Here is a 24,157-nt window from a genome sequence, read left to right as displayed (position 1 = left end):
TATGGGCGTCGGAGAGTGCCGCTCTGGGGGTCGGAAAAAAGCTGATCCGCCAGATCGTCGCGGCCGCGACGCTGTGTACCATCTAGTACATGTTGCGCGATTTACAAGACGGGATGGCACAAAGGATCCATCCGGCCGATTTCTGGAATTGGATAAAGTCGCAAAGCGGGGCGCTGCGGTCCAACGCGCCTGCAGGCCTCTCTTGGGCCGACGAAGTGAAGTCGGGCGGCTTGCCGTCGGCTCGCTTGCATAGCGAGCCGATCCTGTTCTGGCGCGATGAAGCAGGTGCAGTGCAGGCGCTCCGTGACGCATCACTGTTTGTCATGATAACCGCCGAAAATGCCGGTGAAAGCCGAGCTCAGCCGCTCGATTTCGATCGTTCAGCTACGCAGGCGCCGACTGCTTGTTACTGATTACGAACCATCTGCTGTTGCCGAACTCATTCTCTATCCGCCGCCTGGCGCATCTGCTTTCCGACGAAAGGGATAGGCGAATTGAGACCAATAGCCCTGGGGCACATTTTCGGGAACGCCGTAACCGCTCGGCCAGACACCGTCGGGCAAATGATGGGTGCCGAACAATCGATCGAGGAAAGGGAAGTGGATCGCGAAATTCTTGTCCACCGCCACCGCCTCGATACCATGATGCCAATGGTGGAAGCGAGGCGTCGCGACGAAACGGCCGAGCCAGTTGAGGTCGCCCCCCAGATTGGCGTGCAGCAACGAGGAGTAGATGTAGACGAAGCCGATATAGGCCTGCATCACCGAAGGCGAAAAGCCGAAGGTCAACAGCGGCAGCGACGTGACGCTGCGCAGCGCTATAATTTCAAAGAAATGCATGCGCGCGCCGGCAAGCCAGTCCATGGACTTGGCCGAATGATGCACGGCGTGGAAGCCCCAGAGGAACGGCACGCGGTGGAAGGCGCGGTGGAACCAATATTGGGCAAGGTCGGTCAGCAGCACGACCTCCAGAAACTGGAGCGCCCAGGGCTGGCTCGCCACCATGGCCCGGATGCCCGCCAGCCCGCCGGTCGACGCATTGATGAACCCGGACGGCGCGAGCGCAAGGAAGGTGATGAGCTGCACCAGCATGGAACTGAGCAGATAATAAAACAGGTCTTCACGCCATTCCTGCCGGAACAGGCGCTGCTCACGGCGGCGCGGAAACAGCCTTTCGATCGGCGCGAACATCAGCCCGGTCACGATCATGTTGACCGCAAAGAAATCGACACCGAAGAACACGCCCCAGTCATGGGTTTCACGCGGCTGGACATCCGCGCCGCCGAGCAATGTAGCGATCAATGCGATCACCAGAGCGGTGGCGCCGATCGCCTTGCGTGGTCGAAGCAACAAGCTGAGCAACGCCAGGCCATAGCCAGCGATCAGGATCAGGTGCACCGCCGGACGCAGGCTGCTGGAATCACGCAGCGGTGCCAATTCGGGCATCGCGAACCAGTCGGGCCAGCGGAGCGCCACGACGAGGCAAAGGCCGGTGACAGCCAGGAGCAGACCGAAGAAACCGGAAAACCAGCCGCTGCCGAACCGCCGCACGGCCAAGGGCGATTGCAAGTCACGCTCCAGATTCTCGAGCCATTTCATCGTCCATACTCCCCTTCCACAGCCGATGCTACAGACGCGCGCCGGCTGCTGATAGCGACTCCTTGACCCGCGCGATCGCCATGTCCAGCGGCGCGGTTTCGCCCAAAAGGGCAAAACTTCCGTTAAGCGCAAAGATGCAATGACCGTGGACGGTCGCTACCAGCGACCGGGCCAAGCGCGGCGCCCGATCCTGCATATCGGGCGACAAGACCGCCGCGACTTCGCGCACAACCACATCGGTCAGCGCCCCGCGCCGTGCCGCAAAGCCTTCCGGCATCGCCATATCAGGCGGCAGCCGATGGTCGTATATGGCCGTCCATAAAGGCATATGGTCCGCTGCGAAGCTGAAATAGCCCTCCACCAGCGCCGCGATGCGATCTGTCGATGGCCGGGCTAGCCGCTCTTCCAGATGCGCGGCCCATTGTTCGAACGTGCGCGTGTTGATCGCCACGATCAGCCGATCGTAACTGCCGAACACATTATAGAGGGTTCCCACGGCATAGCCGATGCGCTTGGCGACTTCGCGCGCGGAAAAGCGGGCAAAGCCCACTTCCGCCATATGGCGATGCCCTTCTGTCAGGATCAACGCTTCCAGTTCGGCGCGGCTATGATCGGATCGTCTGCCCATGAAGCCGCTCTAGAAATTTAATTGAACACTGTCTAATATTTTAATTGAACACTGTCTAATTAAAATCTATCTCCTGCTGACCAACTGGAGGGTGAGTCATGCTGGTTATGCTGGTCCTGGTCGTGCTGGGGGTCGTGCTGTTCGACACCCGGACTCGTATGAAACGGCTCGAAACGCGCCTTGCGCTGATCGAGATGGATACATCGCTCGTCCGCGCGGACTTGGCCCCGCCACCTGTCAGGCCGTCTCCCTTCACCCGCGCACCTGCTAAGGCGCAAGCCACGCCGCGCCCAGAACCAGTCGCACCTGTTGCTACACTAGTCGAGCCCGCGAAAGTCAGCCGGCCGGAACCGGCCGCGCCGCCCCCTCCCCCAGCACCACCCATCGCCGCGCCGGAACCGGCCATCGGTACTCCGCCCGTGCCCGCGCCTGTCAGACAGGCCGCCGCCTCGTCGCGTCCCGGCTCCGCGTTCGAGGATCTGTTCGGCCGCCGCCTGCCTATCTGGGCGGGTGGCATCACGCTGGCGGTCGCGGGCATATTGCTCGTCAAATATTCCATCGATACCGGCCTTTTGTCGCCGGTCGTCCGCGTGATGTTGGGCCTGCTATTCGGTGGCAGCCTGATCGCCGCAGCGGAAGGCGCGTTGCGGCAGGAGGAGCGCCTGCGCGATCCGCGCGTGCGGCAGGCCCTGGCCGGCGCCGGCATCGCCACGCTCTATGCCGCCATCCTGACTGCCGCCAACCTTTATCATCTCATCGGCCCGACGACCGCCTTTGCCGGCCTGGCCGCCGTGACCGGGCTCGCCATGGCTCTATCGCTGCGCTTTGGCGCGCCGAGCGCGCTGCTGGGGCTGGTCGGCGGCCTCGCCGCGCCGGCGCTGGCGGGATCGAGCGAACCCAATGTGCCGTTATTGTCCTGCTATCTTGCGCTCGCGATCGGCGGTCTTTGCACCCTGTCCCGCACCCAGCGCTGGCTATGGCTGGGCGTCGGCGCGCTGGTCGGCGGCGCTGGCTGGGGTAGCCTGCTGATCCTGACCGGCGCGCTCGACGTCGCGTCAGCGCTCTCTGTCGGCCTGTTGATCCTGGCATTGGGCATCGGCTTCCCGCTCCTCGCCTTCTCCGGCAGCCGCGCCACCCTGATCCGTGCCGTGTCCGCCACCGTGGCTGCCGCGCAGATGGCGGCACTGGTCGCGACCGGTGGCTTCGCGCCGCTCCACTGGGCCTTGTTTGGCCTCCTTTCGATTGCCTTGCTCTGGCTGAGCGGTCACGAACCCTCGCTTCGTCGCCTGGTCCCCGTGGGCCTCGGCATCGCGTTGCTGCTCGCAGGCGTGTGGCCGTCGCCGCCGCTGCTGTCCTTCACGCTAGTCATCACGGGCATTGCCGCCCTCTATGGCAGCGCCGCGCTCCGGCGGCTCTGGCGTCCGGCTGGCGGCCTGATCGAAGCGGGTCAGGTCGTTGCGGTTGCACTGGGCGGCCTCGCCGTCGCGGCCATCCATTTCTACCGCGCCGCGCCAGCCGACGATATCCGTTTCGCCCTGATCGCTCTCCTTGCTGCCGCCCTCCCGCTATCGGGCATGGCGCAGGGCTGGCGTCGTGCGGACCGGAAACATGGTGCGCGTTTCGTCATGCTGGCAACCGGCGCCGCCGTCCTGCTGACCGTCGCGGGCGCTTTCGGCCTGCCCGGCTGGTTGGCGCCGGTCACGCTGGCACTGGTCGGCGCGGCGCTGCTGACCCTGTCCGAACAGGCGCAGGATTATCGCGTCGAATATAGCGGCTGGGTCTTCACCTTCGTCGCGCTCACCTCTCTGTTCATGGGGGATCGCGGTATGGAGGAAAGCCTGCGCCTGATCGGCGATGCGACGGCCATCGCCCCGCTTTCCGCCATGCTGCGCTGGAGTGTGGTTGCAGCCGTCGCCGCCCTGTTCGCCTGGCGCGCACGCTTTGCCGAAGGACGCGTCGTCGCGCAGGCCGCCGCCGCCATTACCGCCTATGGCACCGTGGCGCAGGTCGTTCCTGCGCTCTGGCTGGCGCCGATCACCGCGCTGTCACTGCCCCTGCTGGCGCAAGCCACGCGCCGTCTGTCGCCGCAGCGCCTGCTGCCTGCGATCGCGACGATGCTGCTCGTCGTCCTGCTCTGGGCGGCGTGGCCGCTGCTCCACTGGACCGGACAGGCTATGCTATCGCTGGTCGGTCAGCCGATGCTGGCAAGCAACTTGCCCGATATGTCTGATATGCTGCGCCGCCTCGCCCTGCCCGCCGCGCTCGTTGCGCTGACGCTGTGGCGCGGGCGGTTCGGCATGATCGCGCGTCGTGCCGGTGTCGCCGCCGCGATCCTGATGGGCGCTGTCGCCATGCACATCGGCTACAAGCAGCTGTTTGCCATCGACAGTCATGCCGGCTTCATCCACGCCGGTCTTGCCGAACGCACAGTGTGGGAAGCGCTGCTGCTCGGTGCGGGCTTTGTCATCTGGCATTTCGCGCAGCATCGGATGGTCGCTTTGGGCCTGATCGCCGCCGCACTCGCACACAGTCTTTTCTACAGCCTGTTCCTGCACAACCCACTCTGGGCCACCCAGGCCGTGGGCACGCTTCCGCTGATAACGCTCCTGCTCCCCGCCTTCGCGCTGCCCTTCGTGGCGCTCAGCCTGACACGCCGCATCGCGCCGGATCTGACCGTCCGTTTCGACCGACCAATCCAAGGCGCGCAAATGCTGCTCATCCTCTTCTTCGCCTATAATGTTCTGCGCCAACTGTTCGAAGGATCGCTCCTCAACGGCCCGCATCTGGCGATGGGGGAGGATATCGGCCGATCGGTCCTGGCCATCGGCCTTGCCATAGGTTTCCTGCTGCGGGGCATCCGCATCGGCAATCGGGACTGGCGCATCGCGTCCCTGCTGCTGATGCTGAGCGCGGTGGCCAAGGTGTTCCTGCTCGACGCGGCGGGCCTGACCGGTTTGCTCCGCATCGCCTCTTTCCTTGCGCTTGGCTTCAGCCTGATCGGCATCGGCTGGCTCTACAGCCGCCAGCTCAAAAGCGACGCCGATTAACGTCCCGTCTATACTTCCTGCCTATTGCTCTCATCCACGGGGGTTCCAAATCATGTCTGCACCTGATCTATCGCTGTTAGGAAAACGTCGCTTCGCGCCCTTGTTCGTCGTCCAGTTTCTGGGTGCGTTCAACGACAATCTGCTCAAGTTCGCGCTGCTGTTCCTCGCCAATTTCGTGCTGTTCCGGACCGAGCCGGACAAGGCCGGATTGCTGGCGACGGTCGCCACCGGCCTGTTCATCCTGCCCTATTTCCTCTTTTCCGCGATCGCCGGCCAGATTGCCGACGCCTGGGACAAGGCGAAGCTGGTACGCGCGGTCAAGGCGGCCGAAATCGTCATCATGGCCCTCGCGCTCATCGGCTTCACTCTGCAATCGGTGCCGCTGCTGCTCGGCTGCCTGTTCCTGATGGGCCTGCATTCGACCATCTTTGGCCCCGTCAAATTCTCGATCCTGCCGCAGCATCTGGGATCGCACGAACTGATGGGTGGCACCGGCCTGATCGAGGCCGGCACCTTCCTCGCCATATTGGGCGGACAGTTGCTGGCCGGCGTCATTCCGGCGCTGACCGCTGGCCTCGCCGCGGTGGGCATTGCCGTGCTGGGTTTCCTCACAAGCCTCGCCGTTCCTGCTGCCCCGCCAGTGGCGCAGGGGTTGAAGGTCGATCCCAACATCTTCCGCAGCACCTGGCAGATATTGAAGGCCGCCCGCCATGGTCGGGGCGTATGGCTTTCGATCCTGGGGATCAGCTGGTTCTTTGCGGTCGGCGCGGTTCTGCTGTCCGAATTCGCACCGCTGGTCAGTGGCGTGCTGCACGCCCGGCAAGAGGTCGCCACCCTGTTCCTGCTGGTCTTCTCGCTTAGCGTCGCGCTTGGATCGCTACTGGTCAATCGCCTGCTGGCCGGTGAAGTGTCGGCCCGCTTCGTACCCATATCGGCGCTGGCGCTCGCCGGCTTCATGATCGACCTGTGGCTGTCGACCAGCAGCTACGTCCCCACTGGCCCGAACGCCGGTATTGCGACCTTCGTCGCCTCGGCGGGCAGCTGGCGCATTCTGATCGACCTGTTCGGTATCGCCTTTGCCGGTGGCATGTTCATCGTGCCGCTCTATGCGATCCTCCAGACCCACGCCCCGCGTGAGGAACGGTCGCGCACCATAGCCGCCAACAATATCGTCAACGCCGCCGTCAGCGTGGCGGTGGTGGCGGTCGTCACGCTGATGCTCGCGCGCGGCGTCGATGTCCCCGGCGTCATCGGCGCGATGGGCTTTGCCACGCTGACGATCGCGCTCATATCCTGCTGGCTGCTGCCCGAAACCGTGATCAAGGCCATTTTCCGCGGCATCCTGCGCCTGCTCTACCGGGTCGATGTGACGGGGGCGGAAAACATGCCCGCCGCCGGATCGCCCGCCGTGGTCGTTGTGAACCATGTCTCCTTCCTCGACGGCCTGCTGCTCGCCGCTTTCCTGCCGGGCAAGCCGACCTTCGCGGTCCACACCCGCATCGCCAAAGCCTGGTGGATCAAGCCTTTCCTGCCGCTGTTCGACGCCTTCCCTGTCGACCCCACCAATCCCATGGCGGCCAAGGCGATGGTCAAGGCCGTGCGCGAAGGGCGCACGCTGGTCATTTTCCCCGAAGGCCGCATCACCGTCACCGGCGCGCTGATGAAAGTGTTCGATGGTCCCGGCATGGTCGCGGACAAGGCGGACGCACCGATCATCCCCGTGCGCATCGACGGCGCGCAATATACCCCCTTCTCAAGGCTGAGGGGCAAGGTTCGCCTGCGCCGCTTCCCCAAGATCCGCCTGACCGTGTTGCCCCCCCGCCGCTTCGCGATCGATGGGGAAATGACCGCCCGCGCCCGTCGCGCCATCGCCGGCCGTCGTCTCTATGATGAAATGAGCGCGATGATCTTCGCGACGTCGAACAGCGACGAAACGCTGTTCGAGGCGCTGCTGGAAGCCCGGCACATTCATGGCGGCAAGGCGCCCGTAGTCGAGGACATCAAGCGCGAGCCGATGACCTATGATCGGCTGGTCATCGGCAGCCTAGCACTGGGCAAGCCGCTCGCCGCCGCGACCCGGCAGGGCGAAGCGGTCGGCGTGCTGTTGCCCAATGTTTCGGCCGTGGTCGCCACCTTCTTCGCGCTTCAGGCGCATGGCCGCGTGCCAGCCATGCTCAACTACACCGCCGGCCTTACCAATTTGAAGGCCGCCTGCACCGCCGCGCAGGTGCGCACCATCGTCACCGCCCGCGCCTTTATCACCCAGGCCAAGCTGGGCGATATCGTCACGGCGCTGGAGGCCGAAGGCATCACAATCCTGTGGCTGGAAGATATCGGTGCACGCATCGGCACGGGCGCGAAATTGCGCGCGATGATCGCCAGCCGCTTTGCCGCGCGCAGCCACAAGAAACTGCGCATCGCGCCCGATGCGCCCGCCGTCATCCTCTTTACCAGTGGTTCAGAAGGCCTGCCCAAGGGTGTGGTGCTGACCCATCACAACCTGCTGTCGAATTGCCGCCAACTCGCCGCGCGGATCGATTTCAACACCGCCGACACGGTGTTGAACGCCCTGCCCGTTTTCCACAGTTTCGGCCTGACCGGCGGCACGCTGCTGCCGATCCTTCACGGCGTGAAGACGTTGCTCTATCCCAGCCCGCTTCACTATCGGATCGTGCCGGCGCTCGCCTATGACAGCAACGCCACGATCCTGTTCGGCACGGACACCTTCCTGTCGGGCTATGCCCGCATGGCGCATAATTACGACTTCTATTCGCTGCGCTACATCTTCGCGGGCGCCGAGCGGGTGCGCGACGAAACCCGCAAGGCCTATGCGGACAAATTCGGCCTGCGCATATTGGAAGGCTATGGCGCGACCGAGGCTGGCCCTGTGATCGCGGTCAATACGCCGATGCACTTCCGCGCCGGCACCGTTGGCCGCCTGCTGCCCGGCATCGTGCCGCAACTGGACGAGGTTCCCGGCATCACCGAAGGCGGACGGCTGTCGATCCGTGGACCCAACATCATGGCGGGCTATATGAAGGCGGATGCGCCCGGCGTCCTGCAACCGCCCGCAGATGGCTGGCACGACACGGGCGATATCGTGACGATCGACTCCGAAGGCTTCGTCACCATTCGCGGGCGCGCCAAGCGCTTCGCCAAGATCGGCGGAGAGATGATCTCCCTTCCTGCCGTAGAGGGCTATGCGTCTGCACTGTGGCCCGATGCCGAACATGCCGTCGTCACGCGTCCCGACGCACGCAAAGGCGAACAGCTGGTCCTGTTCACCACGCGCAAAGGGGCGAAGGCGAGCGATCTCCAGGCTTGGGGCCGTTCGAACGGTATCACCGAACTGGCCATTCCCCGTGACATTCGCGAAGTGGACGCCCTCCCGGTGTTGGGCACGGGCAAGCTGGATTATGTGACGATGGGGGCATTGGCATCAGCATGAATCCGCTCATCCTCTTGGAACGGCAAATCGGCGCGTCTGGGCGGCGGTCATGCGGGGTCTGAACATCGCGATCGCAGGCTGCGGGCCATGCGGACTGGCGGCGGCGTTGTTGCTCAGTCGCGCGGGGCATCAAGTTACGCTTTTCGATCGTTTCGACACGCCCCGCCCTATCGGGTCGGGGCTGATGATCCAGCCCACGGGCATGGCGGTTCTGGGGCAGTTGGGGCTGCTGGACCAAGTCGTGCATGCCGGGTCGCGCATCGATCGCCTGTTTGGCAAGGCGGGCGAGCGCGTGGTCCTCAATGTCCATTATGCTGCCCTGCGCCACAAGGGCGCGTTCGGCATCGGCATTCATCGTGCAAGCCTTTTCAGGATATTGCATGAGGCCGTGTTGCGGTCAGGCATCACTGTCCATACCGGCCGCGCCCTGGTGGACAGCGAGCCGGTCGGTACGCAACGGACGCTGCGCTTTGCCGATGGCGACGCCAGCGCGCCCTATGATCTGGTGGTCGATGCACTGGGGACGCGCACGCCGCTGGCGCCGCCGACCGGTCGGGAATTGGCCTATGGCGCTCTGTGGGCCAGCCTCGACTGGCCGCAAAAGGCCGGCTTCGATCCGCATAGTCTGGCGCAGCGCTATGATCGCGCCAGCATCATGGCGGGGGTCTTGCCGATCGGCACGCCGCCTGACGCGATGACGCCAAAGGCCGCCTTCTTCTGGTCATTGCGTGCCGATCGGCTTGACGACTGGCACAAGGCCGGGCTCGACTCCTGGAAGGCACGGGTTACAGCGCTCTGGCCCGAATGCGCGCCGCTGCTCGACCAGATCGACGACCCCGGCCAGCTGACCTTTGCGCGCTATGCGCACCGCACTTTGCGGTCACCAGCGGAAACTGCGTTGGTCCATATCGGCGATGCCTGGCATTCCGCCAGTCCCCAGCTTGGGCAAGGCGCCAACATGGCCCTGCTCGATGCCTGGGCGCTGGCAAAAGGTCTGGCGGAAGCGAACGACGTGGATGAAGGCATTTGTCGCGCCGTCAAGATGCGCCGCCGCCATGTGATGACTTACCAATGGCTCACCGCATTATTCACGCCCGTCTATCAATCGGACAGCCGTCTGCTGCCCCTTATCCGCGATCATGTGGTCGGCCCGCTATCCAAGCTTTGGCCTGCCACCACCATACAGGCGACGATGGTCAGCGGATTGGTCGCCAACCCGCTGGGGCCGCTTGGGCTGGCAATGGAACATCAGGCAAAAGCACCGCTGTGGGAGGCCGCATGAGCACGGATTGCGCTGGCTTGCATGGCCCGATCACCATCGTGGCCATGAGCCGTGAAGGATCCCCTGAAATCTGCGTACTTCGGCAGATCAGCAAAAAGCTGCTCCCACATGTTCCATGAGCGTATGTCATAATCGCACAGCATTGCGCATTGGTCGCCATCGATGACGCGCCTTAATTTTGGACAGTGCCCATGACGGGCGTCGTTCGATCAGAAAGGAATATCCATGGCGGAGACAGAAAGCCTGACCGCGCAATTTGAGGCCCTGCATGCGGAGCGCGTCCGTACATGGGAGCCGGCACAACTGGCCAAGAATGTCGACCGGCGCGCGCGGCTGGTCGCCGATTTCGATCCCAAGGCGGTTGTCCAGGTCGGCGACGTGGTCGAGCCTTTCACGCTGGAGGGCGCGGATGGGGAGACACTGACGCTGGAAGATCTCGTTGCACGGGGGCCGGCGGTGCTGATCTTCTTCCGCTTCGCTGGATGTCCCGCATGCAATCTGGCCCTGCCCTATTATGATCGCCAACTTCGGCCTGCGCTGGAGGAGGCCGGCATCCCATTGGTCGCAATCAGTCCGCATCTGCCGGAAAAGGGGCTGGGCGCGATCAGCGAACGGCATGGTCTGAGCTTCCCCGTGGCAAGCGACCGGGGCAATAAGCTGGCCCGCCGTTTCGGCATCAGTTTCGATCGGGATGTAGTGCCCGAAGGACAGCCGACGGCCGGCTGGATCGGCGATCTGACCGGCACGGGCAGCGCGGAGTTTCCGCAGCCGGCCGTCATCATCATCGACAACGAACGGGTCGTGCGCTTCGTCGATATCAGTCCCGACTGGCTGGTCCGCACCGAAGCACCGGCCATACTGACCGCGCTGGCCGATCTGCGTAGCAAGGTCGATAGCTGAACCGGAACCATCCCGCCTTCCTGAAGAAGGCGGGATGGCCGGCCAATCAGAATTTCACGCCCAGCCGCGCATAATAGAATCCACCGCTCAGGCCGAAGGGCGCGAAATTGCCGTAAAGGCCGGCCCCGGTATTGGCCTGAATCACGCCCATATCGTCAGGATAGACATCGAACAGATTGTTGGCGCCCACCGCGACATTGATCTTGGGCGTGATTTGCGCAGAGATATCGAGATCGGTCACCCATTTGGGGCTGAAAGTCCGATCGTCCGTGGTCGAAGTCTGGCTGGTGCCGGTTTCGGTATATTTGCCGAACCGGGTCACGCGCAGCAGACTGCGGAGCGCGCCTAAAGTCCATTCGCCACTCAGCACCAGCTTGTCGCGCGGCGTCGCGCTGGTGAGGTCGGCGCGGGCTTGCCGCCCGAACAATATCGTGTTGGCGAGATTGGCGGGATTGGCCGCGACATCGAGCAGCTTGGTCTTGTTGTAGCTATAGGCGGCATTGAGTTTGAAGTCGCCAAACGAGCCGGTGCGCCAAGTATATTCGGCCACAGCGTCAATGCCGCGCGTGCGGGTATCGACGCCGTTGATGAAGAATTGCGCGCTGCTGATCCCCGGCACGCCGCGCGCCGCCAATATGGCGGTCACTTCGGGACTGGCGAGGATCGCCTTAGCCTCTGCGCTGTTGAGGATTTCGGTCTTCACGATCCGGTCCTTGATGCGGATCTGATAACCATCGACCGTCAGACGGAACGGCCCGCTTTCGAAGGTCGCACCGGCGGTAAAGTTCAGCGACTTTTCCGGCGTCAGCGGCTTGGCGCCGAAATAGCCGGCGATCGGATCGTTTGGCGCCAGGAACTTCACCAGTTGCGGCACGCGATCGCCGTTGATGATGATGCTGGTATTTTGCGAGGTCGAAAAGCCCTGCTGCGCCAGCGATGGCGCGCGAAAGCCGGTGTTGACGCCGCCGCGCAGCGCGAAACCAGGAGCGATTTCATAGCGGGTGGAGAATTTGCCGCTGACCGTTTCGCCGGAGCTGTCGGTATAATGTTCGGCGCGGCCAGCGACGCCGACGAACCAGGCCTGGCTGATATTGGCGCCGATATCGACATAGGCCGCGACATTGTTGCGCGTGAGGACAAAGGCGTCCGCGGGAGTCGTGCCGGTGAAGGAGACAAGGCTGGCCGCAGGACGCTGGCCGCCATAGGCCAGCTGGAACGGCGTGGCACCGGTCGGGATCACATAGCCGCCGTCGCGATAGCTGTCGGGTTCGCCGGCCTTGTTCTGAAACCGTTCCCATCGATGTTCGAACCCAAAGGCCAGCGTCAGCGGCTCAGCAAGGCCGAGGTCGAAGGTGCGGCTGAAATCGACATTATTGACCCAGAGGCTGGCAATCTGCTTGCCCATGAAAAAGCTGGTCTTGCTGCTTGGCCCCAGCGACGGGTTGAGCGTATCGACCGCGCCCAGCTTCACATCGTCCCGGCCGAAGCTGCTGCTGAAATCCGCGTCGAAGCCCCCGATCGTGGTGCGGGCACCGGCCGTGATCTGGAAATCCGTTTCCCAGATGCGCCGCTTGGCCAGGAAGCCATTGGGGAAGATTTCGGGCAGGGAATTTATGTTATTTGCGTTGAACTGGCCGCGCCCATCCTTGATGTCGCGATAGCTGATCGTCGAGAAGCTGTAGAGCGTCGTCACGTCGCTGACGGGCAGTTCCGCATTATAGGAGCCGTTGGCGATATAGTCGCGATTGGTGCGGCCATAATTGCCGGCGCGGTTGCGGTCGATGGTCGCTTCGCGCGGATCACGCGCACCGCCCGCCAGACGCGGATAGAGATCGACCGAATCCGCGACGATCGCACCCGACGGATCGGCACGGTCGTGGAACTTGCCCTCCGCTGCAAAGCGAATGAAGCCGCCGTCCGCCCCGATGCGGGTGCCATAGCTGACCGATTGCTGGATCAGTTCCCCGCCCTTTTCATAATGACTGCCAGCGGTGGTGGCGAACTCGCCGCCTTCGGGCGAGGCGTCCAGGATGAAGTTGATCACCCCGGAGATCGCATCCGACCCATATTGGGCGGCCGCGCCATCGCGCAGCACCTCGACCCGGCCGATGGAATTGGCGGCCAGCAGATCGATATCGACCGGCGTGCTGCCACCCGACACGCGGGAGAGATTGTTGATGAGCGAGGTGGTGTGGCGGCGCTTGCCATTGACCAGCACCAGCACATAATCACCGCTCAGGCCCCGGATGGAGATAGGCTTGGCACCCGAAGATGTGCCGCCCCCACCCAGCGCCGGCACGGTCAGCGATGGTACGATATTGCCCAATATGTCCTTGAGGCCAACGCGACCCGTCGCCTGCAATTCGCGCGTGTCGATGACGTCGATCGGTACCGGGCTGTCCGCCACGGTCCGGGGCCGCGCCCCCCGCACGCCGGTCACGACGATGGCGCCGCCATCGGCGACCGCATCGTCCGGCGCGGCCGATGCCTGCGGTTCGGCCGCGTGAACGCTACAGGCCAGTGAGACAACGAGTGAGACAGCCGAAACGCTATGTTTCAGCAATGGCGATAGGATCATCATCTTTCCCTGCGACTATTATCTGTCAGAGATGCTTGCTATCGAACGCGGCGCCGCAGCTTAAACGAGTTAAACCTTGCAGAGGTTTAGTTTAATTTTATTTTGAATTGGCAATATACCCATGATCATTAATCATAGGATCGCAAAGGCCTGATCAAGCGGCCTGGCCGGCTTTATTTCCCCGGCATGCCCGAATGTATCGAGCACGATCCTTTGATCGTCGATCACGGATGGCGTGATCGGCACGGTATGGCGGTTATTCTTGCGCACCATGACGAGCGCGATGTCCAACGGCAGTCCGGTTTCCTTCGCCAGCACTTTGGCATAATCGGCCGAATGTGCCGCCGCCCAGTCGAGCGCTTTCGATTCCCGTTGCAGGAAATCGGTCAGGATTGCGCGTTTATCGCCGATCGCCTGTTCATTGGCCACTTCGAAGGCATAGCCGTGAATGAGATTTTGGCCGTCGGCGACGACCCGTGCACCCTCCGCGATGGCTGTCGTGGTGTAGGGCACCCAGCAGGCCCAGGCGTCGATCGTGCGCGAGGCGAAGGCGGCACGGGTGTCGCCCGGCGTCAGCCAGATGAAATGGACGGCATCCGGCGGCAGTCCGGCTTCATGCAGGGCGCGCAGGGCAAGATAATAGCCGATCGACCCGCGCGTGGTGGCGATGCGCTTGCCCCGGAGGTCGGCGATGGAGCGCGCCGGCGAGTCACCGGGCACGACGATGGCGACAGCTTGGGTCGGGCGCGGATCGCTGCGCTGGGCGGAGACGGCCTTGATCGGCAGGCCGCTCTGATACGCGAACTGGAACGGCGCGTCGCCGGCCAGCCCGACATCGACCGCACCGCTGCCCACGGCTTCCAGCAGATTCTGGGCCGCCGGAAATTCCGCCCATTCGATCGGATAGCCCACTCCGTTCAGCACGCCGGACGAGAGCATCAGCGCTTTCGTCCCGCCTTTCTGACTGCCGACCTTGAGCGTGTCGCCAGCCGCGCCGCGGCCGCAGCCGGCAAAAAGGCCGGTCGCGGCGAGGCCCATAAGTGCCCGGCGTCGGGATAGGGACAGAATAGTCATGCCGGCCACCTATACTCCTGCAGGAGAGGTGGCCTCTGCCACTTGCCGGTTGAACGATCCGTCATAACCCTTGTCCGCCCTTGGCACGTCCGGGATGATCCCGGCCGCATGATAACGCTCGAAAATGCCCGCCTGTTCGCGAATGAGCGCTGCGTCGATCGGCACGGCATTACCGACATAGGATTGGGCGGCGAAGCGCGCGACGTCAAACGGTATGCCGGTTTCCTTCGCCAGAACGCGGGCATAATCGTCGAGATGATCGCGCGCCCAGGCCCGCGCCCGCGCCAGCCGCGCGACATAATCGCCCAGCAAGGCGCGTTTTTGTTCGATCGCCCTGTCATTGGCGGCGTAGAAGCCGACGCCGGTGGGCAGGTTTCCACCATCGGCCAAGATCCGGTCGCCATCTTCCAGAACCGCGATGCCGACATAGCTGCCCCAGGTCGACCAGGCATCGATGGAGCCGGACGCCAACGCCGCCTTCGATTCCCCATTGGACAGATAGGTCCAGCGGATCGTCCGGGGATCGATGTCCGCCCGTTCCAGCAGGCGCAGCACCAGATCCTGTCCGGCCGATCCCCGGATCGTCGCCACCTTCTTGCCGCGCAGGTCGGCCAGCGTCTGGATAGGCGAGTTTTTCGGCACGACGATCGCCGACGCCCTTCCTGCATGTTCGCCGGTGGGGCGATAGGCGGTGACCGCCCTGATCTGCGCACCGCTCGCATAGGCGAAGGCAAAGGGGGCAGCACCGATGCCGCCAATGTCGATGGCGCCAGCGTCCAGCGCCTCCAACAGAGGAGACGCGGCCGGGAACAAGGCCCATTTGATCTGATAGGGCACATCATCCAATTCGCCCGCCGCCTTGAGCAGGGCCTGGGCGCCGCCGCGCTGATCGCCCACGACCAAAGTGCGCGCTTCGTCGGCCGTCCCCCCGCTAACGGGACGGAACAGGATGGTGGCGAGTACGGCCAGAGCCAGCACCACCCCACCCCACAGCCAGAGGCGGGAGCGGCGCTGCGCCACCCCTGCCCCCTGCCGATCGGATGCGACCGGTTCGGTCATGCTTTCTCGCTTTTCAAAGGTCAGCGTAGAGCGGTTCGTCGGCGATCAGAACGCGATGAAGCAGGCGCGGATAGTCGCCATAGTTGCGCACGGCATAATGAACGGCGGCGCGATTGTCCCAGAAGGCGACCGATCCGGGCTTCCACGAGAATCGGACCTGAAATTCGGGGCGCTTATATTGCAGCAAGATCTGATCGATCAGGTCGCGGCTTTCGGCCAGTTCGACGCCCAATATCTGCGGGCTTTGCGTCAGATTGACCCAGAGGATCTTCCGGCCCGTCTCCCGATGGGTGCGCACCACCGGATGGGCGACGATCGGATAGTCATGACCGTCGGCCAGCAGCGAGGGGCGATAATCATGGGTGACGTGCAGCCCCTCCAGCCGCGCTTTCAGGTCGTCCGACAGTCCTTCATAGGCGAGATGGGCGTCGACCCAGACGGTGTCGCCACCGACCGGCGGCAGATCGACCGCGCGCAGCACCGCGCCCCAGGTCGGCACCAGACGCCAGCTGGTGTCGCTATGATAGGCCTCGCCCGGCCTGATCTTCACCTTCGCATGACGTTTGTCGAAACGCGCATTATCCACGGCGGAGATATTGTGGATAGGCGTGACCTTGGGGTCATGAGTCGTGCTGGGATGCGTGTAGAGCGGCCCGAATTCACGCGCAAAGGCGGCGTGGCTTTCATTGTCGAGTTGCTGGTCGCGGAAGAAGACGACCTTATATTCCAGCACGGCTGCGCGAATGGCATCGCGCACGTCCGGGCTGATCGGCTTGCCGATGTCGATGCCGTGGATTTCGGCACCTATCGTGGGTTGGAGCGGGCGAATGTCGAGCCCTGTGGCGGTGATGATCTCGGCTGCGGCTGTGGACATGATGTCATCCTTTCCTGCCTTGAAGCCCCCGAAATGGAGCCATGAGCCAAGGGTATGGAATCCCGCAGGGCAAATCCCATGATTAATTCTTGATCGTCTATGACCGGGCATGAACCTGCCTTCGCACCCAAGCCAAATCGGCATGTTCCGGCCTTTTATGCGGCCTTTCTATTAGTGCGGGACATAGATGGACGAGCGATTTCCATAAGCGGTCGCCCATGGTGAGCGCGATAGCAGGCGGTCAGGCGGTGGCCGGTCCCGACGCAAGGCGCCATCGCCTGTAACCCAGTATCGCCAGGATGATCATCGCGCCGTAAAGGCCGGCCGTCAGCCACAGATGCTTGTACGCAAACATGCCGACATAGACGATATCGACCAGGATCCAGAGCAGCCAGCTTGCCGCATGGCGGCGTGCGGTCCAATATTGCGCGACCAGGCTGAAGCTGCTGAGCGCGGCATCCATCCAGGGCAGCGACGCATCGGTGAAGCGATGCATGGTCCAGCCGATAGCGAGCGCGCCGATGACGCCGACCGCAAGGCCCGCCAGCGCGCGCACGAACGGCAGGGGCGCGACGACGACTTCGCCTGCATCTGCCCTGCCCCTTGCCCAGACGATCCAGCCATAGAAGATCGCTATGCCAAACAGCGCTTGCAGCAGCATGTCGGCATAGAGGCGCACATCGAGGAAAATCTTGAAGTAGAGCGCGCAGGCCAGCAGGTTGACCGGCCAGCACAGCATACGCCGCTTCGCGGTCAGCCATATGCCCAGAAAGCTGACGATCACGCCGATGATTTCGAGCGCCGACATCAGGCCACAGCCTCCCCTGCCAAACGGCGCAGAAAATCCTGCCCCGCAGCAGACAGGAACCAGTCGGCATGGCCGATCAGATAATCCTGCCAGGCGACCGCCGCCTGATCGGAATCCCCGACGATGCCGGCGAAATAGTCGATCTCCGACAGGGCGAATTCCACATGGACGAGCGGCAGCAAGCGAGCAAGCGTTGCCATGTCGGTCGGAAGCGGTAGCAGCGTGCGATAGCCGGCCAGGATCGCGCGCGCCGTGTCGACATCACCCAGCGCATCGTCCTGCCCAAGATCCAACCAGCGGAAGGCGGTCCGCTCGATCGCGATGGCGAGGTCGTGGAGCGCGCATGTGCGTGTTGCCAGCCCGAAATCGATGATGGTGTCGACCTGACCCTCTGCCGTCCAGAGGAGGTTGGACGGGTGCCAGTCTCCGTGCGTCCACAGCGGCACTTGGTCGGGCACGCCTTCGCCCAGCGTCGCGAACAACCGCGTCAGTTCCTGTCGCCATGGCTTGTCCGCCAGCCAGCCGGCAAGCGCCGGGCGCGCAGCGATATAGGCTTCCGCAGCCGCCAGCGGATCGGACGCGGACAGGATGGTGAAGCTGGCAACAAGGGGACGATCGTCGCGGGCAGGTGCCTCATAGCCCTGCGCAGCCCGGTGCAGCCGCGCCAGTGCCGCGCCCGCTTCATGGGCATGACCTGGCGTCAGAAACGGCGTCCAGGACTGGCGATCGCGATAAAGGTCGATGCCAGGCGCGTCATGATGCAGTTCGTAGGTCCATTCACCCAGCGCGATCACGCTGGCGCCGTTTGCCGCCGTTACCACGTCCGGCACCGACAGCCCCGCCGCCCGCAAATGGGCCATGAAGCCATGTTCCTGCGCCAGTGCTGCGGGCGTGCGAAGCCGCTGATGATGGCGCTTGAGGAAATGGACGCCTCGGTCCGTCTCGATCAATGCCGCTGCCGAAAAGGGACGCGGCGAATGCCAGTTGAGGTCAATCAGACGCCCTGCCGCCGGAAAGCGGTCCAACACCGCCTCCGCCTCCGCTTGAGTGATAGCGGGCCAGGTCGGTGCCTCCAGCGCCGTCCCCATGCCATGGACCAGATGGCCGCCGCTCATGGTCAGAAAGCTCGCGATAGCGTCGCCACGAAGGCGCGTCCGCTGCCGATATAGTAGCCGGGCGCCGAACCCGCGATCAACGTGCCGTTGCGGCCGGTCACATCCTGCGCATTGGCGCTGATCGCCGACACGCCGGACAGGACGCGCGGGTTGGTGACGTTGATCGCGTTCAGGCGCAGGTCCATGGCGCTCGCGTCGATCAGCCCGGCCAGATGGACGCCGATCGCCAAGTCCAGCGTGGCATAGCCCTTGATGCTCTCATCATTCATGAAGGTCGCATATTGGCGGCCGACATATTTAAGGGCCGTGCTGCCGAACAGGCGACCATCATCATAGGTGCTGCCAAGGGCGAACTGAAAGCGTGGCGCCGCGACCGCGCGCTTGCCCTTCGTCGGCAACCGGTCGCCGCCCACCGACAGATCGTCATCCAGCCGGCTGTGCAGATATTCGCCCGATGCGTAGAGGCTGAACCCCTTGAACGGGCGATAGTCGATCTCGCCGTCCAGGCCATAGCTGGTCTGGCTGCCGCCATTGATCGTCGAATTGACCAGCGCGCCGCCGCTGTTGACCACCGTCGCGACCTGACGATTGCGGAAATGATAGTGGAAGGCGGTCAGCGAGAAGGACAGGTTGGGGCCGATATAGCGATAACCCAGCTCCTGCGAGACGCTATATTCATTCTTCAGCGCGCCCGTCCCCTGGTTGACCAGTTCGCCGCCATAATAGCTGTCATAGAGGGAAAATTCGTTGGGCGTGCGGAAATTGGTAGTGATGTTGGCGAACAATTGTTGCCGCTCGTCCAGTCGATAATGGACCGCCGCGCGCGGCAAGGCGGCGAAGCTGTCGACATGCACTTTCGACTGCGGTCCCGGCAGATAATTGCGGCCGTTGCGCAGCAGGCTCACCCCCTTCAACCCGATATCGATGCCCAGGCGCGGCGTGAGCGCGATACTGTCCGCCAGGAAAAAGCCCTTGGTCACGGTGACGGTGCGCTGATTTTCATAGGCGAGCAGGCGGCCGTCGGCCGTGCGGATCGCCTTGTCCTGATAGCCCCAGGCATCGACCGGCCGCCCATTCGCATCGATCGACGTATAGCTTTGTGTCACGCGGTCGGTGCCATAGTCGAACCACAGGCCGGCGGTGATGCTGTGGATGCCCGCCTGCAAGGTCAGCTTGCTGACGTCGCCGACGCGCCTTTGCTTGCCGGTCCAGTTGCCGAGCACGGTCGCCACGCCATCGACGGCGCCGGGCAGCGCGATCGGCTGCGTCAGTTCTTCGGTGCCCAGATAATTGCCGGTGGTCGCCAGCTGCGTGCCATAGGGCGAATTGCCATGCCCCATCTGGAGATAGGCGCTGCTATCGAATGTCAGGCTGTCGCTCAGCTGAATATGCACCGGCGCGGCGAAATAGAGGTTGCGGAACGGCGCGCGATAGAGGCGCCAATAGCTGGTGTCGCCGTCCGTGTAGCGCTTGGTAAAGTTGAAGCCGCGCCCGCTCGCCTTCCAGTCCGCCATGGTCGGGCTGGGGTAGGTGGAGGTGATGGCATCATTATAGGACACTGCCAGGCTGGCGCGATTGCCCTCGCCCCATTCGTGCAGCAGTTTCGCGTCGATATGCTGGCGCTTGTCATAGCCTGCCCCACGCCAATTGTCCGCGCGGTTGTTGGAGTAGGAGATGAACGCCTTGAGGCCGCTATTCCCGATCTCGCCGGTGTCGAACCGCGCGAAGACGCGCCGCTGGTCGTAGGAGCCGGCCGACAGGTTGATAAGGCCACCCATCTCCTCCTTGGGGTCATTCAGCGTCAGCGACAATGTGCCGCCCGCCGCCGCCACGACCGGCGCGTCGATATCGGCCGCGCCCTGCGCCAATGCGATCTGCCGCACATTTTCCGCGTCGGCAAATTGCGAGGGATAGGCGTAATAATAGCCGATGTCGTTCTGCGGCGCCCCTTCCAGCAGCACGCCGATCTGGTCCTGTCCCAAGCCGCGCAGCGTAAGGCTGGACGTTGCGGACAGACCATAGGGATCGCTCGACGACACATTCGCGCCGGGCAGCAGGTTGACCAGCTGGAAGGCGTTGAGCGTTGGCGCCTGCTTGCTGATGAAGGCTTCGGCGATCGAACTGACCGCCTTGGGCGCATTCTGGTCAGGCAGCAGGCCCTGCGGGTCGGGATAGCCCGTGACCTCTATGGTCGCGCGATCCTGTTCGTCGTCCGCCGCCATCGCGACGGAAGCCGACACCAGCAACGCCGTCGCAAGAGCGGCCCGGCCAACAAAAGTCACATATATCGTCATCGTCTCTCGTCCACTCCACGCGGAGGGACTGGCGGACGCGCCGCCTTGCCCTCCCTACGCCGGTAATCAGCCGGATCAGGTTCAGCGGGTCGTGGTCTGCTGACCACCTCTCAGCCGCGCATGAGCGGCCCCCCGGGGATAAAGCGCCTCTAGGCGTTCGGACGCGATGTGGAAAGCATTATCGAACAGGAGTGGCTAGCCGGCCAAGCAAAACCGAGCCGGCATTCAGGTCCATATCACCGGACTGCTTGGAACTGACATGAATGGTCATTATCACGGCCAGGAAGTTCAGCTTTTACGGCGGCAAGGCTTTTACGATGGACCAAGCGCATTGGAGCCGCCAATAGGGGTCAAGTTCATGCGCCGGGCGACCGGACCATGGCCGGAAAAGGGGAGGAGCGCAGAGTGAAGATTGGTGCACCCAGAGAAAAGTCACTGGGCGAGGCGCGCGTTGCGCTGACTCCAGACAGTGCGGGGCAACTTCAGAAACTGGGCCATATATGCCTGGTCGAAAGTGGCGCGGGTCAGCAGGCCGGCTTTGCCGATGATGCCTACCGCGCGGCTGGCGTGACGGTCGTGGCCGATGCAGACGCATTATGGGCCGAAGCGGACGTGATCGTGAAGGTCCGCCCGCCCGAGGCAGAAGAGACGGCGCGACTGACGCCCGGCAAGACGCTGATCTCCTTCTTCTATCCCGGCCAGCGCGGCGAAGAACTGGCGGCGATCAATGCCACCGGCGCCAATATACTGGCGATGGACATGGTGCCCCGCATTTCGCGCGCGCAGAAAATGGACGCGCTGTCGTCCATGGCGAATATCGCCGGTTATCGCGCGGTGATCGAGGCGGGTGCCAATTTCGGCCGCTTCTTTACCGGTCAGGTGACCGCAGCAGGAAAAGTACCGCCGGCAAAGGTGCTGGTGATCGGCGCAGGTGTCGCGGGCCTGGCCGCAATTGGCGCGGCGACATCGCTCGGCGCCATCACGCTGGCCTTCGACGTGCGGCCGGAAGTCGCCGAGCAGATCGAATCGATGGGCGCGCAGTTCGTCTATCTCGATTTTTCGGAAGAACAGCAGGATGGCGCGGCGACCGGTGGATACGCCGCCCCGTCCAGCCCCGAATTTCGCGAAGCGCAGCTCAAGAAGTTTCGCGAACTGGCGCCGACCGTCGACATCGTCATTTCCACCGCTCTCATTCCGGGCCGCGATGCGCCCGTTCTGTGGACCAAGGACATGGTCGAGGCGATGCGGCCCGGATCGGTCATCGTCGATCTGGCGGCCGAACGCGGCGGCAATTGCGAACTGACCGTCACCGACCAGAAGATCGTGTCTGCCAATGGCGTGACGATCATCGGCTATACCGATTTTCCCAGTCGCATGGCGGCGCAATCCAGCTCGCTTTATGCCAGCAACGTCCGCCACATGCTGGCCGACCTGACGCCGGGCAAGGATGGCGTGATCGTCCATGATATGGAGGACGACGTGATCCGGGGTGCGACCATCGCCTTTGAAGGGCAGGTCAGCTTCCCGCCGCCACCGCCCAAAATCAAGGCGATCGCCGCGCAAAAGCCCAAGCCCAAGGCCGAGGAACTGACGCCCGAGCAGAAGCGGGCGAAGGACATCGCCGCGTTCAAGGCGCAGACCCGGTCGCAGGTCACGCTGCTCATCGTCGCCGCGCTGCTGCTGATGGGCGTCGGTGCGGTCGCCCCGGCCAGCTTCATGGCGCATTTCATCGTCTTCGTGCTGGCCTGTTTCGTCGGGTTCCAGGTGATCTGGAATGTCAGCCACGCACTGCACACGCCGCTGATGGCGGTGACCAATGCGATTTCGGGCATCGTCGTGGTGGGGGCCGTGCTTCAAGTCGGGTCATCCAGCACCATCGTGCTGGTTCTGGCGACGATTTCCATCCTGATCGCTTCGATCAACATCGTTGGCGGCTTCCTGGTCACGCGCCGGATGCTGGCCATGTTCCAGCGGTCATAAGGGGGCCTGCATGTTCGATACTGGCATAGTGTCCGCAGCCTATATCTCGGCCGCGGTCCTGTTCATTCTGTCGCTTGGCGGCCTGTCCAATCAGGAGAGCGCCAAGCGGGCGGTGTGGTATGGCATTTCCGGCATGGCGCTGGCCGTGCTGGCAACGCTGCTTGGCCCTGGCGCGGCCAATCTGCCGATCGTGATCGGCAGTTTCGCCGTAGCCGCCATCATCGGCTGGATCGTCGCGGTGCGGGTGCAGATGACCGAAATGCCGCAACTGGTGGCCGCCCTGCATAGCTTTGTGGGGCTGGCAGCGGTGCTTATAGGCTTCAATGCGCATTTTGAACTGGAAACGGTGCACGCGCTCGATCCCGCCGCGCGCGACGCCCTGACCGGCTTTGCCGGCGTGCTGGCGCACAAGACGCCGGTCGAGATCAATATCCTCAAGGTCGAGGAATTTCTGGGCATCTTCATCGGCGCGGTGACCTTCACCGGGTCGATCGTCGCCTTTGGCAAGTTGGCCGGCAAGCTGGACGGCAAGGCGAAGAAACTGCCGGGTGGCCATTTGCTGAACGCCATAGCAGCCATCGCATCGCTGCTACTGCTCGTCATGTATGTCGGCAATATCGGGATCGAGGGCCGCGAACTGACCGTGCTGATCGCCATGACGGTGCTGGCGCTGTTCATCGGTTTCCATCTGGTCATGGGCATCGGCGGCGCGGACATGCCCGTCGTCGTCTCGATGCTGAACAGCTATTCGGGCTGGGCAGCCGCCGCGATCGGCTTCACGCTGGGTAACGACCTGCTGATCGTGACCGGGGCGCTGGTCGGTTCCTCGGGTGCGATCCTGAGCTACATCATGTGCAAAGCGATGAACCGGTCGTTCGTCTCGGTGATCCTGGGCGGCTTTGGCGGCACCAGCGGCCCGGCAGCGGAGATCGAGGGCGAGCAGGTCGCGATCGACGCCGATGGCGTGGCCGCCGCCCTCAATGAGGCGGACAGCATCATCATCGTGCCAGGCTATGGCATGGCGGTGGCGCAGGCGCAGCAGAGCGTGAGCGAACTGACCCGCAAGCTGCGCGCGGCGGGCAAGACTGTCCGCTTTGCCATCCACCCCGTCGCAGGCCGCCTGCCCGGCCACATGAACGTGCTGCTGGCAGAGGCCAAGGTGCCCTATGACATCGTGCTGGAAATGGACGAGATCAACGAGGATTTTCCGTCTACCGACGTGGTGATCGTCATCGGCTCCAACGATATCGTCAATCCGGCTGCGCAGGACGATCCCAACTCGCCGATCGCGGGCATGCCGGTGCTCGAAGTGTGGAAGGCCAAGCAGGTCTTCGTGTCGAAGCGCGGCCAGGGCACCGGCTATTCCGGTATCGAAAACCCGCTTTTCTACAAGGACAATACGCGGATGTTCTACGGCGACGCCAAGGTCGCAGTGGACAGTTTGCTCGGCAAGATCGGCTAGATCGGCCCTT

At 63.5% G+C, this 24,157-nt stretch carries 16 protein-coding genes and 1 riboswitch; of the genes, 7 read left to right on the top strand and 9 right to left on the bottom strand.

Annotated elements, in window-relative coordinates; translation table 11 throughout:
• The first annotated feature begins 89 nt into the window (after positions 1-89).
• Positions 90-413, top strand: a complete 324-nt coding sequence (locus F4U95_RS18465; protein WP_145986277.1) for a hypothetical protein — start codon at positions 90-92, stop codon at positions 411-413.
• Positions 414-446: 33 nt separating this feature from the next.
• Here the strand turns inward: F4U95_RS18465 and F4U95_RS18460 are convergent, their stop codons facing one another.
• Together F4U95_RS18460 and F4U95_RS18455 are read right to left on the bottom strand one after the other, a co-directional pair.
• The gene (locus tag F4U95_RS18460; RefSeq protein WP_120252626.1) at positions 447-1,598 is read right to left on the bottom strand and encodes a sterol desaturase family protein; all 1,152 of its coding nucleotides are present in this window, start codon (positions 1,596-1,598) and stop codon (positions 447-449) included.
• Between the two features lie 28 nt (positions 1,599-1,626).
• On the bottom strand, positions 1,627-2,226 hold the full coding sequence (locus F4U95_RS18455) for a TetR/AcrR family transcriptional regulator (protein WP_120252625.1): 600 nt from the start codon (positions 2,224-2,226) through the stop codon (positions 1,627-1,629).
• Between the two features lie 98 nt (positions 2,227-2,324).
• On the opposite strand from F4U95_RS18455, the gene F4U95_RS18450 reads away from it, so the two are divergent.
• The 4 genes from F4U95_RS18450 (at position 2,325) to F4U95_RS18435 (ending at position 10,903) form a co-directional block, all read left to right on the top strand.
• Positions 2,325-5,273, top strand: coding sequence for a DUF2339 domain-containing protein (locus F4U95_RS18450; RefSeq protein WP_150412112.1), 2,949 nt, complete (start codon positions 2,325-2,327; stop codon positions 5,271-5,273).
• A gap of 52 nt (positions 5,274-5,325) precedes the next feature.
• On the top strand, positions 5,326-8,721 hold the full coding sequence (locus tag F4U95_RS18445) for an acyl-[ACP]--phospholipid O-acyltransferase (RefSeq protein ID WP_172598861.1): 3,396 nt from the start codon (positions 5,326-5,328) through the stop codon (positions 8,719-8,721).
• A gap of 49 nt (positions 8,722-8,770) precedes the next feature.
• Positions 8,771-10,003 (top strand): FAD-dependent oxidoreductase, encoded by a 1,233-nt coding sequence (locus F4U95_RS18440; protein WP_120252623.1) that lies wholly within the window; start codon positions 8,771-8,773, stop codon positions 10,001-10,003.
• A gap of 225 nt (positions 10,004-10,228) precedes the next feature.
• Positions 10,229-10,903, top strand: coding sequence for a peroxiredoxin-like family protein (locus tag F4U95_RS18435; RefSeq protein ID WP_120252622.1), 675 nt, complete (start codon positions 10,229-10,231; stop codon positions 10,901-10,903).
• A 46-nt stretch (positions 10,904-10,949) separates the two neighbouring features.
• On the opposite strand, the gene F4U95_RS18430 is transcribed toward F4U95_RS18435, so the two are convergent.
• The 7 genes from F4U95_RS18430 to F4U95_RS18400 form a co-directional block, all read right to left on the bottom strand.
• Positions 10,950-13,484, bottom strand: a complete 2,535-nt coding sequence (locus F4U95_RS18430; RefSeq protein WP_150426653.1) for a TonB-dependent receptor plug domain-containing protein — start codon at positions 13,482-13,484, stop codon at positions 10,950-10,952.
• 129 nt (positions 13,485-13,613) lie between these two features.
• Positions 13,614-14,555: an ABC transporter substrate-binding protein gene (locus tag F4U95_RS18425; RefSeq protein ID WP_232016495.1), complete on the bottom strand. Its 942-nt coding sequence runs from the start codon at positions 14,553-14,555 to the stop codon at positions 13,614-13,616.
• A 9-nt stretch (positions 14,556-14,564) separates the two neighbouring features.
• Positions 14,565-15,614 (bottom strand): ABC transporter substrate-binding protein, encoded by a 1,050-nt coding sequence (locus F4U95_RS18420; RefSeq protein ID WP_150426652.1) that lies wholly within the window; start codon positions 15,612-15,614, stop codon positions 14,565-14,567.
• A gap of 13 nt (positions 15,615-15,627) precedes the next feature.
• Positions 15,628-16,488 (bottom strand): TauD/TfdA dioxygenase family protein, encoded by an 861-nt coding sequence (locus F4U95_RS18415; RefSeq protein ID WP_120252618.1) that lies wholly within the window; start codon positions 16,486-16,488, stop codon positions 15,628-15,630.
• A 241-nt stretch (positions 16,489-16,729) separates the two neighbouring features.
• Positions 16,730-17,296 (bottom strand): nicotinamide riboside transporter PnuC, encoded by a 567-nt coding sequence (pnuC, locus tag F4U95_RS18410; RefSeq protein ID WP_120252617.1) that lies wholly within the window; start codon positions 17,294-17,296, stop codon positions 16,730-16,732.
• The gene (locus F4U95_RS18405) at positions 17,296-18,411 is read right to left on the bottom strand and encodes a phosphotransferase enzyme family protein (protein WP_120252616.1); all 1,116 of its coding nucleotides are present in this window, start codon (positions 18,409-18,411) and stop codon (positions 17,296-17,298) included. Before F4U95_RS18405 ends, pnuC begins: the two co-directional genes overlap by 1 nt.
• 2 nt (positions 18,412-18,413) lie before the next feature.
• Positions 18,414-20,705: a TonB-dependent receptor gene (locus tag F4U95_RS18400; protein ID WP_120252615.1), complete on the bottom strand. Its 2,292-nt coding sequence runs from the start codon at positions 20,703-20,705 to the stop codon at positions 18,414-18,416.
• A 34-nt stretch (positions 20,706-20,739) separates the two neighbouring features.
• Positions 20,740-20,850, bottom strand: a riboswitch (TPP riboswitch).
• A gap of 260 nt (positions 20,851-21,110) precedes the next feature.
• Between F4U95_RS18400 and F4U95_RS18395 the strand changes: the two genes are divergently transcribed.
• Positions 21,111-22,685, top strand: a complete 1,575-nt coding sequence (locus tag F4U95_RS18395) for a Re/Si-specific NAD(P)(+) transhydrogenase subunit alpha (protein WP_120252614.1) — start codon at positions 21,111-21,113, stop codon at positions 22,683-22,685.
• 10 nt (positions 22,686-22,695) lie between these two features.
• The gene (locus tag F4U95_RS18390; RefSeq protein WP_120252613.1) at positions 22,696-24,147 is read left to right on the top strand and encodes an NAD(P)(+) transhydrogenase (Re/Si-specific) subunit beta; all 1,452 of its coding nucleotides are present in this window, start codon (positions 22,696-22,698) and stop codon (positions 24,145-24,147) included.
• Positions 24,148-24,157 lie beyond the last annotated feature (10 nt).

This window comes from Sphingobium limneticum (assembly GCF_008710165.1).
Taxonomy (GTDB): domain Bacteria; phylum Pseudomonadota; class Alphaproteobacteria; order Sphingomonadales; family Sphingomonadaceae; genus Sphingobium; species Sphingobium limneticum.
Note: the sequence above shows the minus strand (reverse complement) of the source record. Positions and strands in the feature narration are given on the sequence as shown.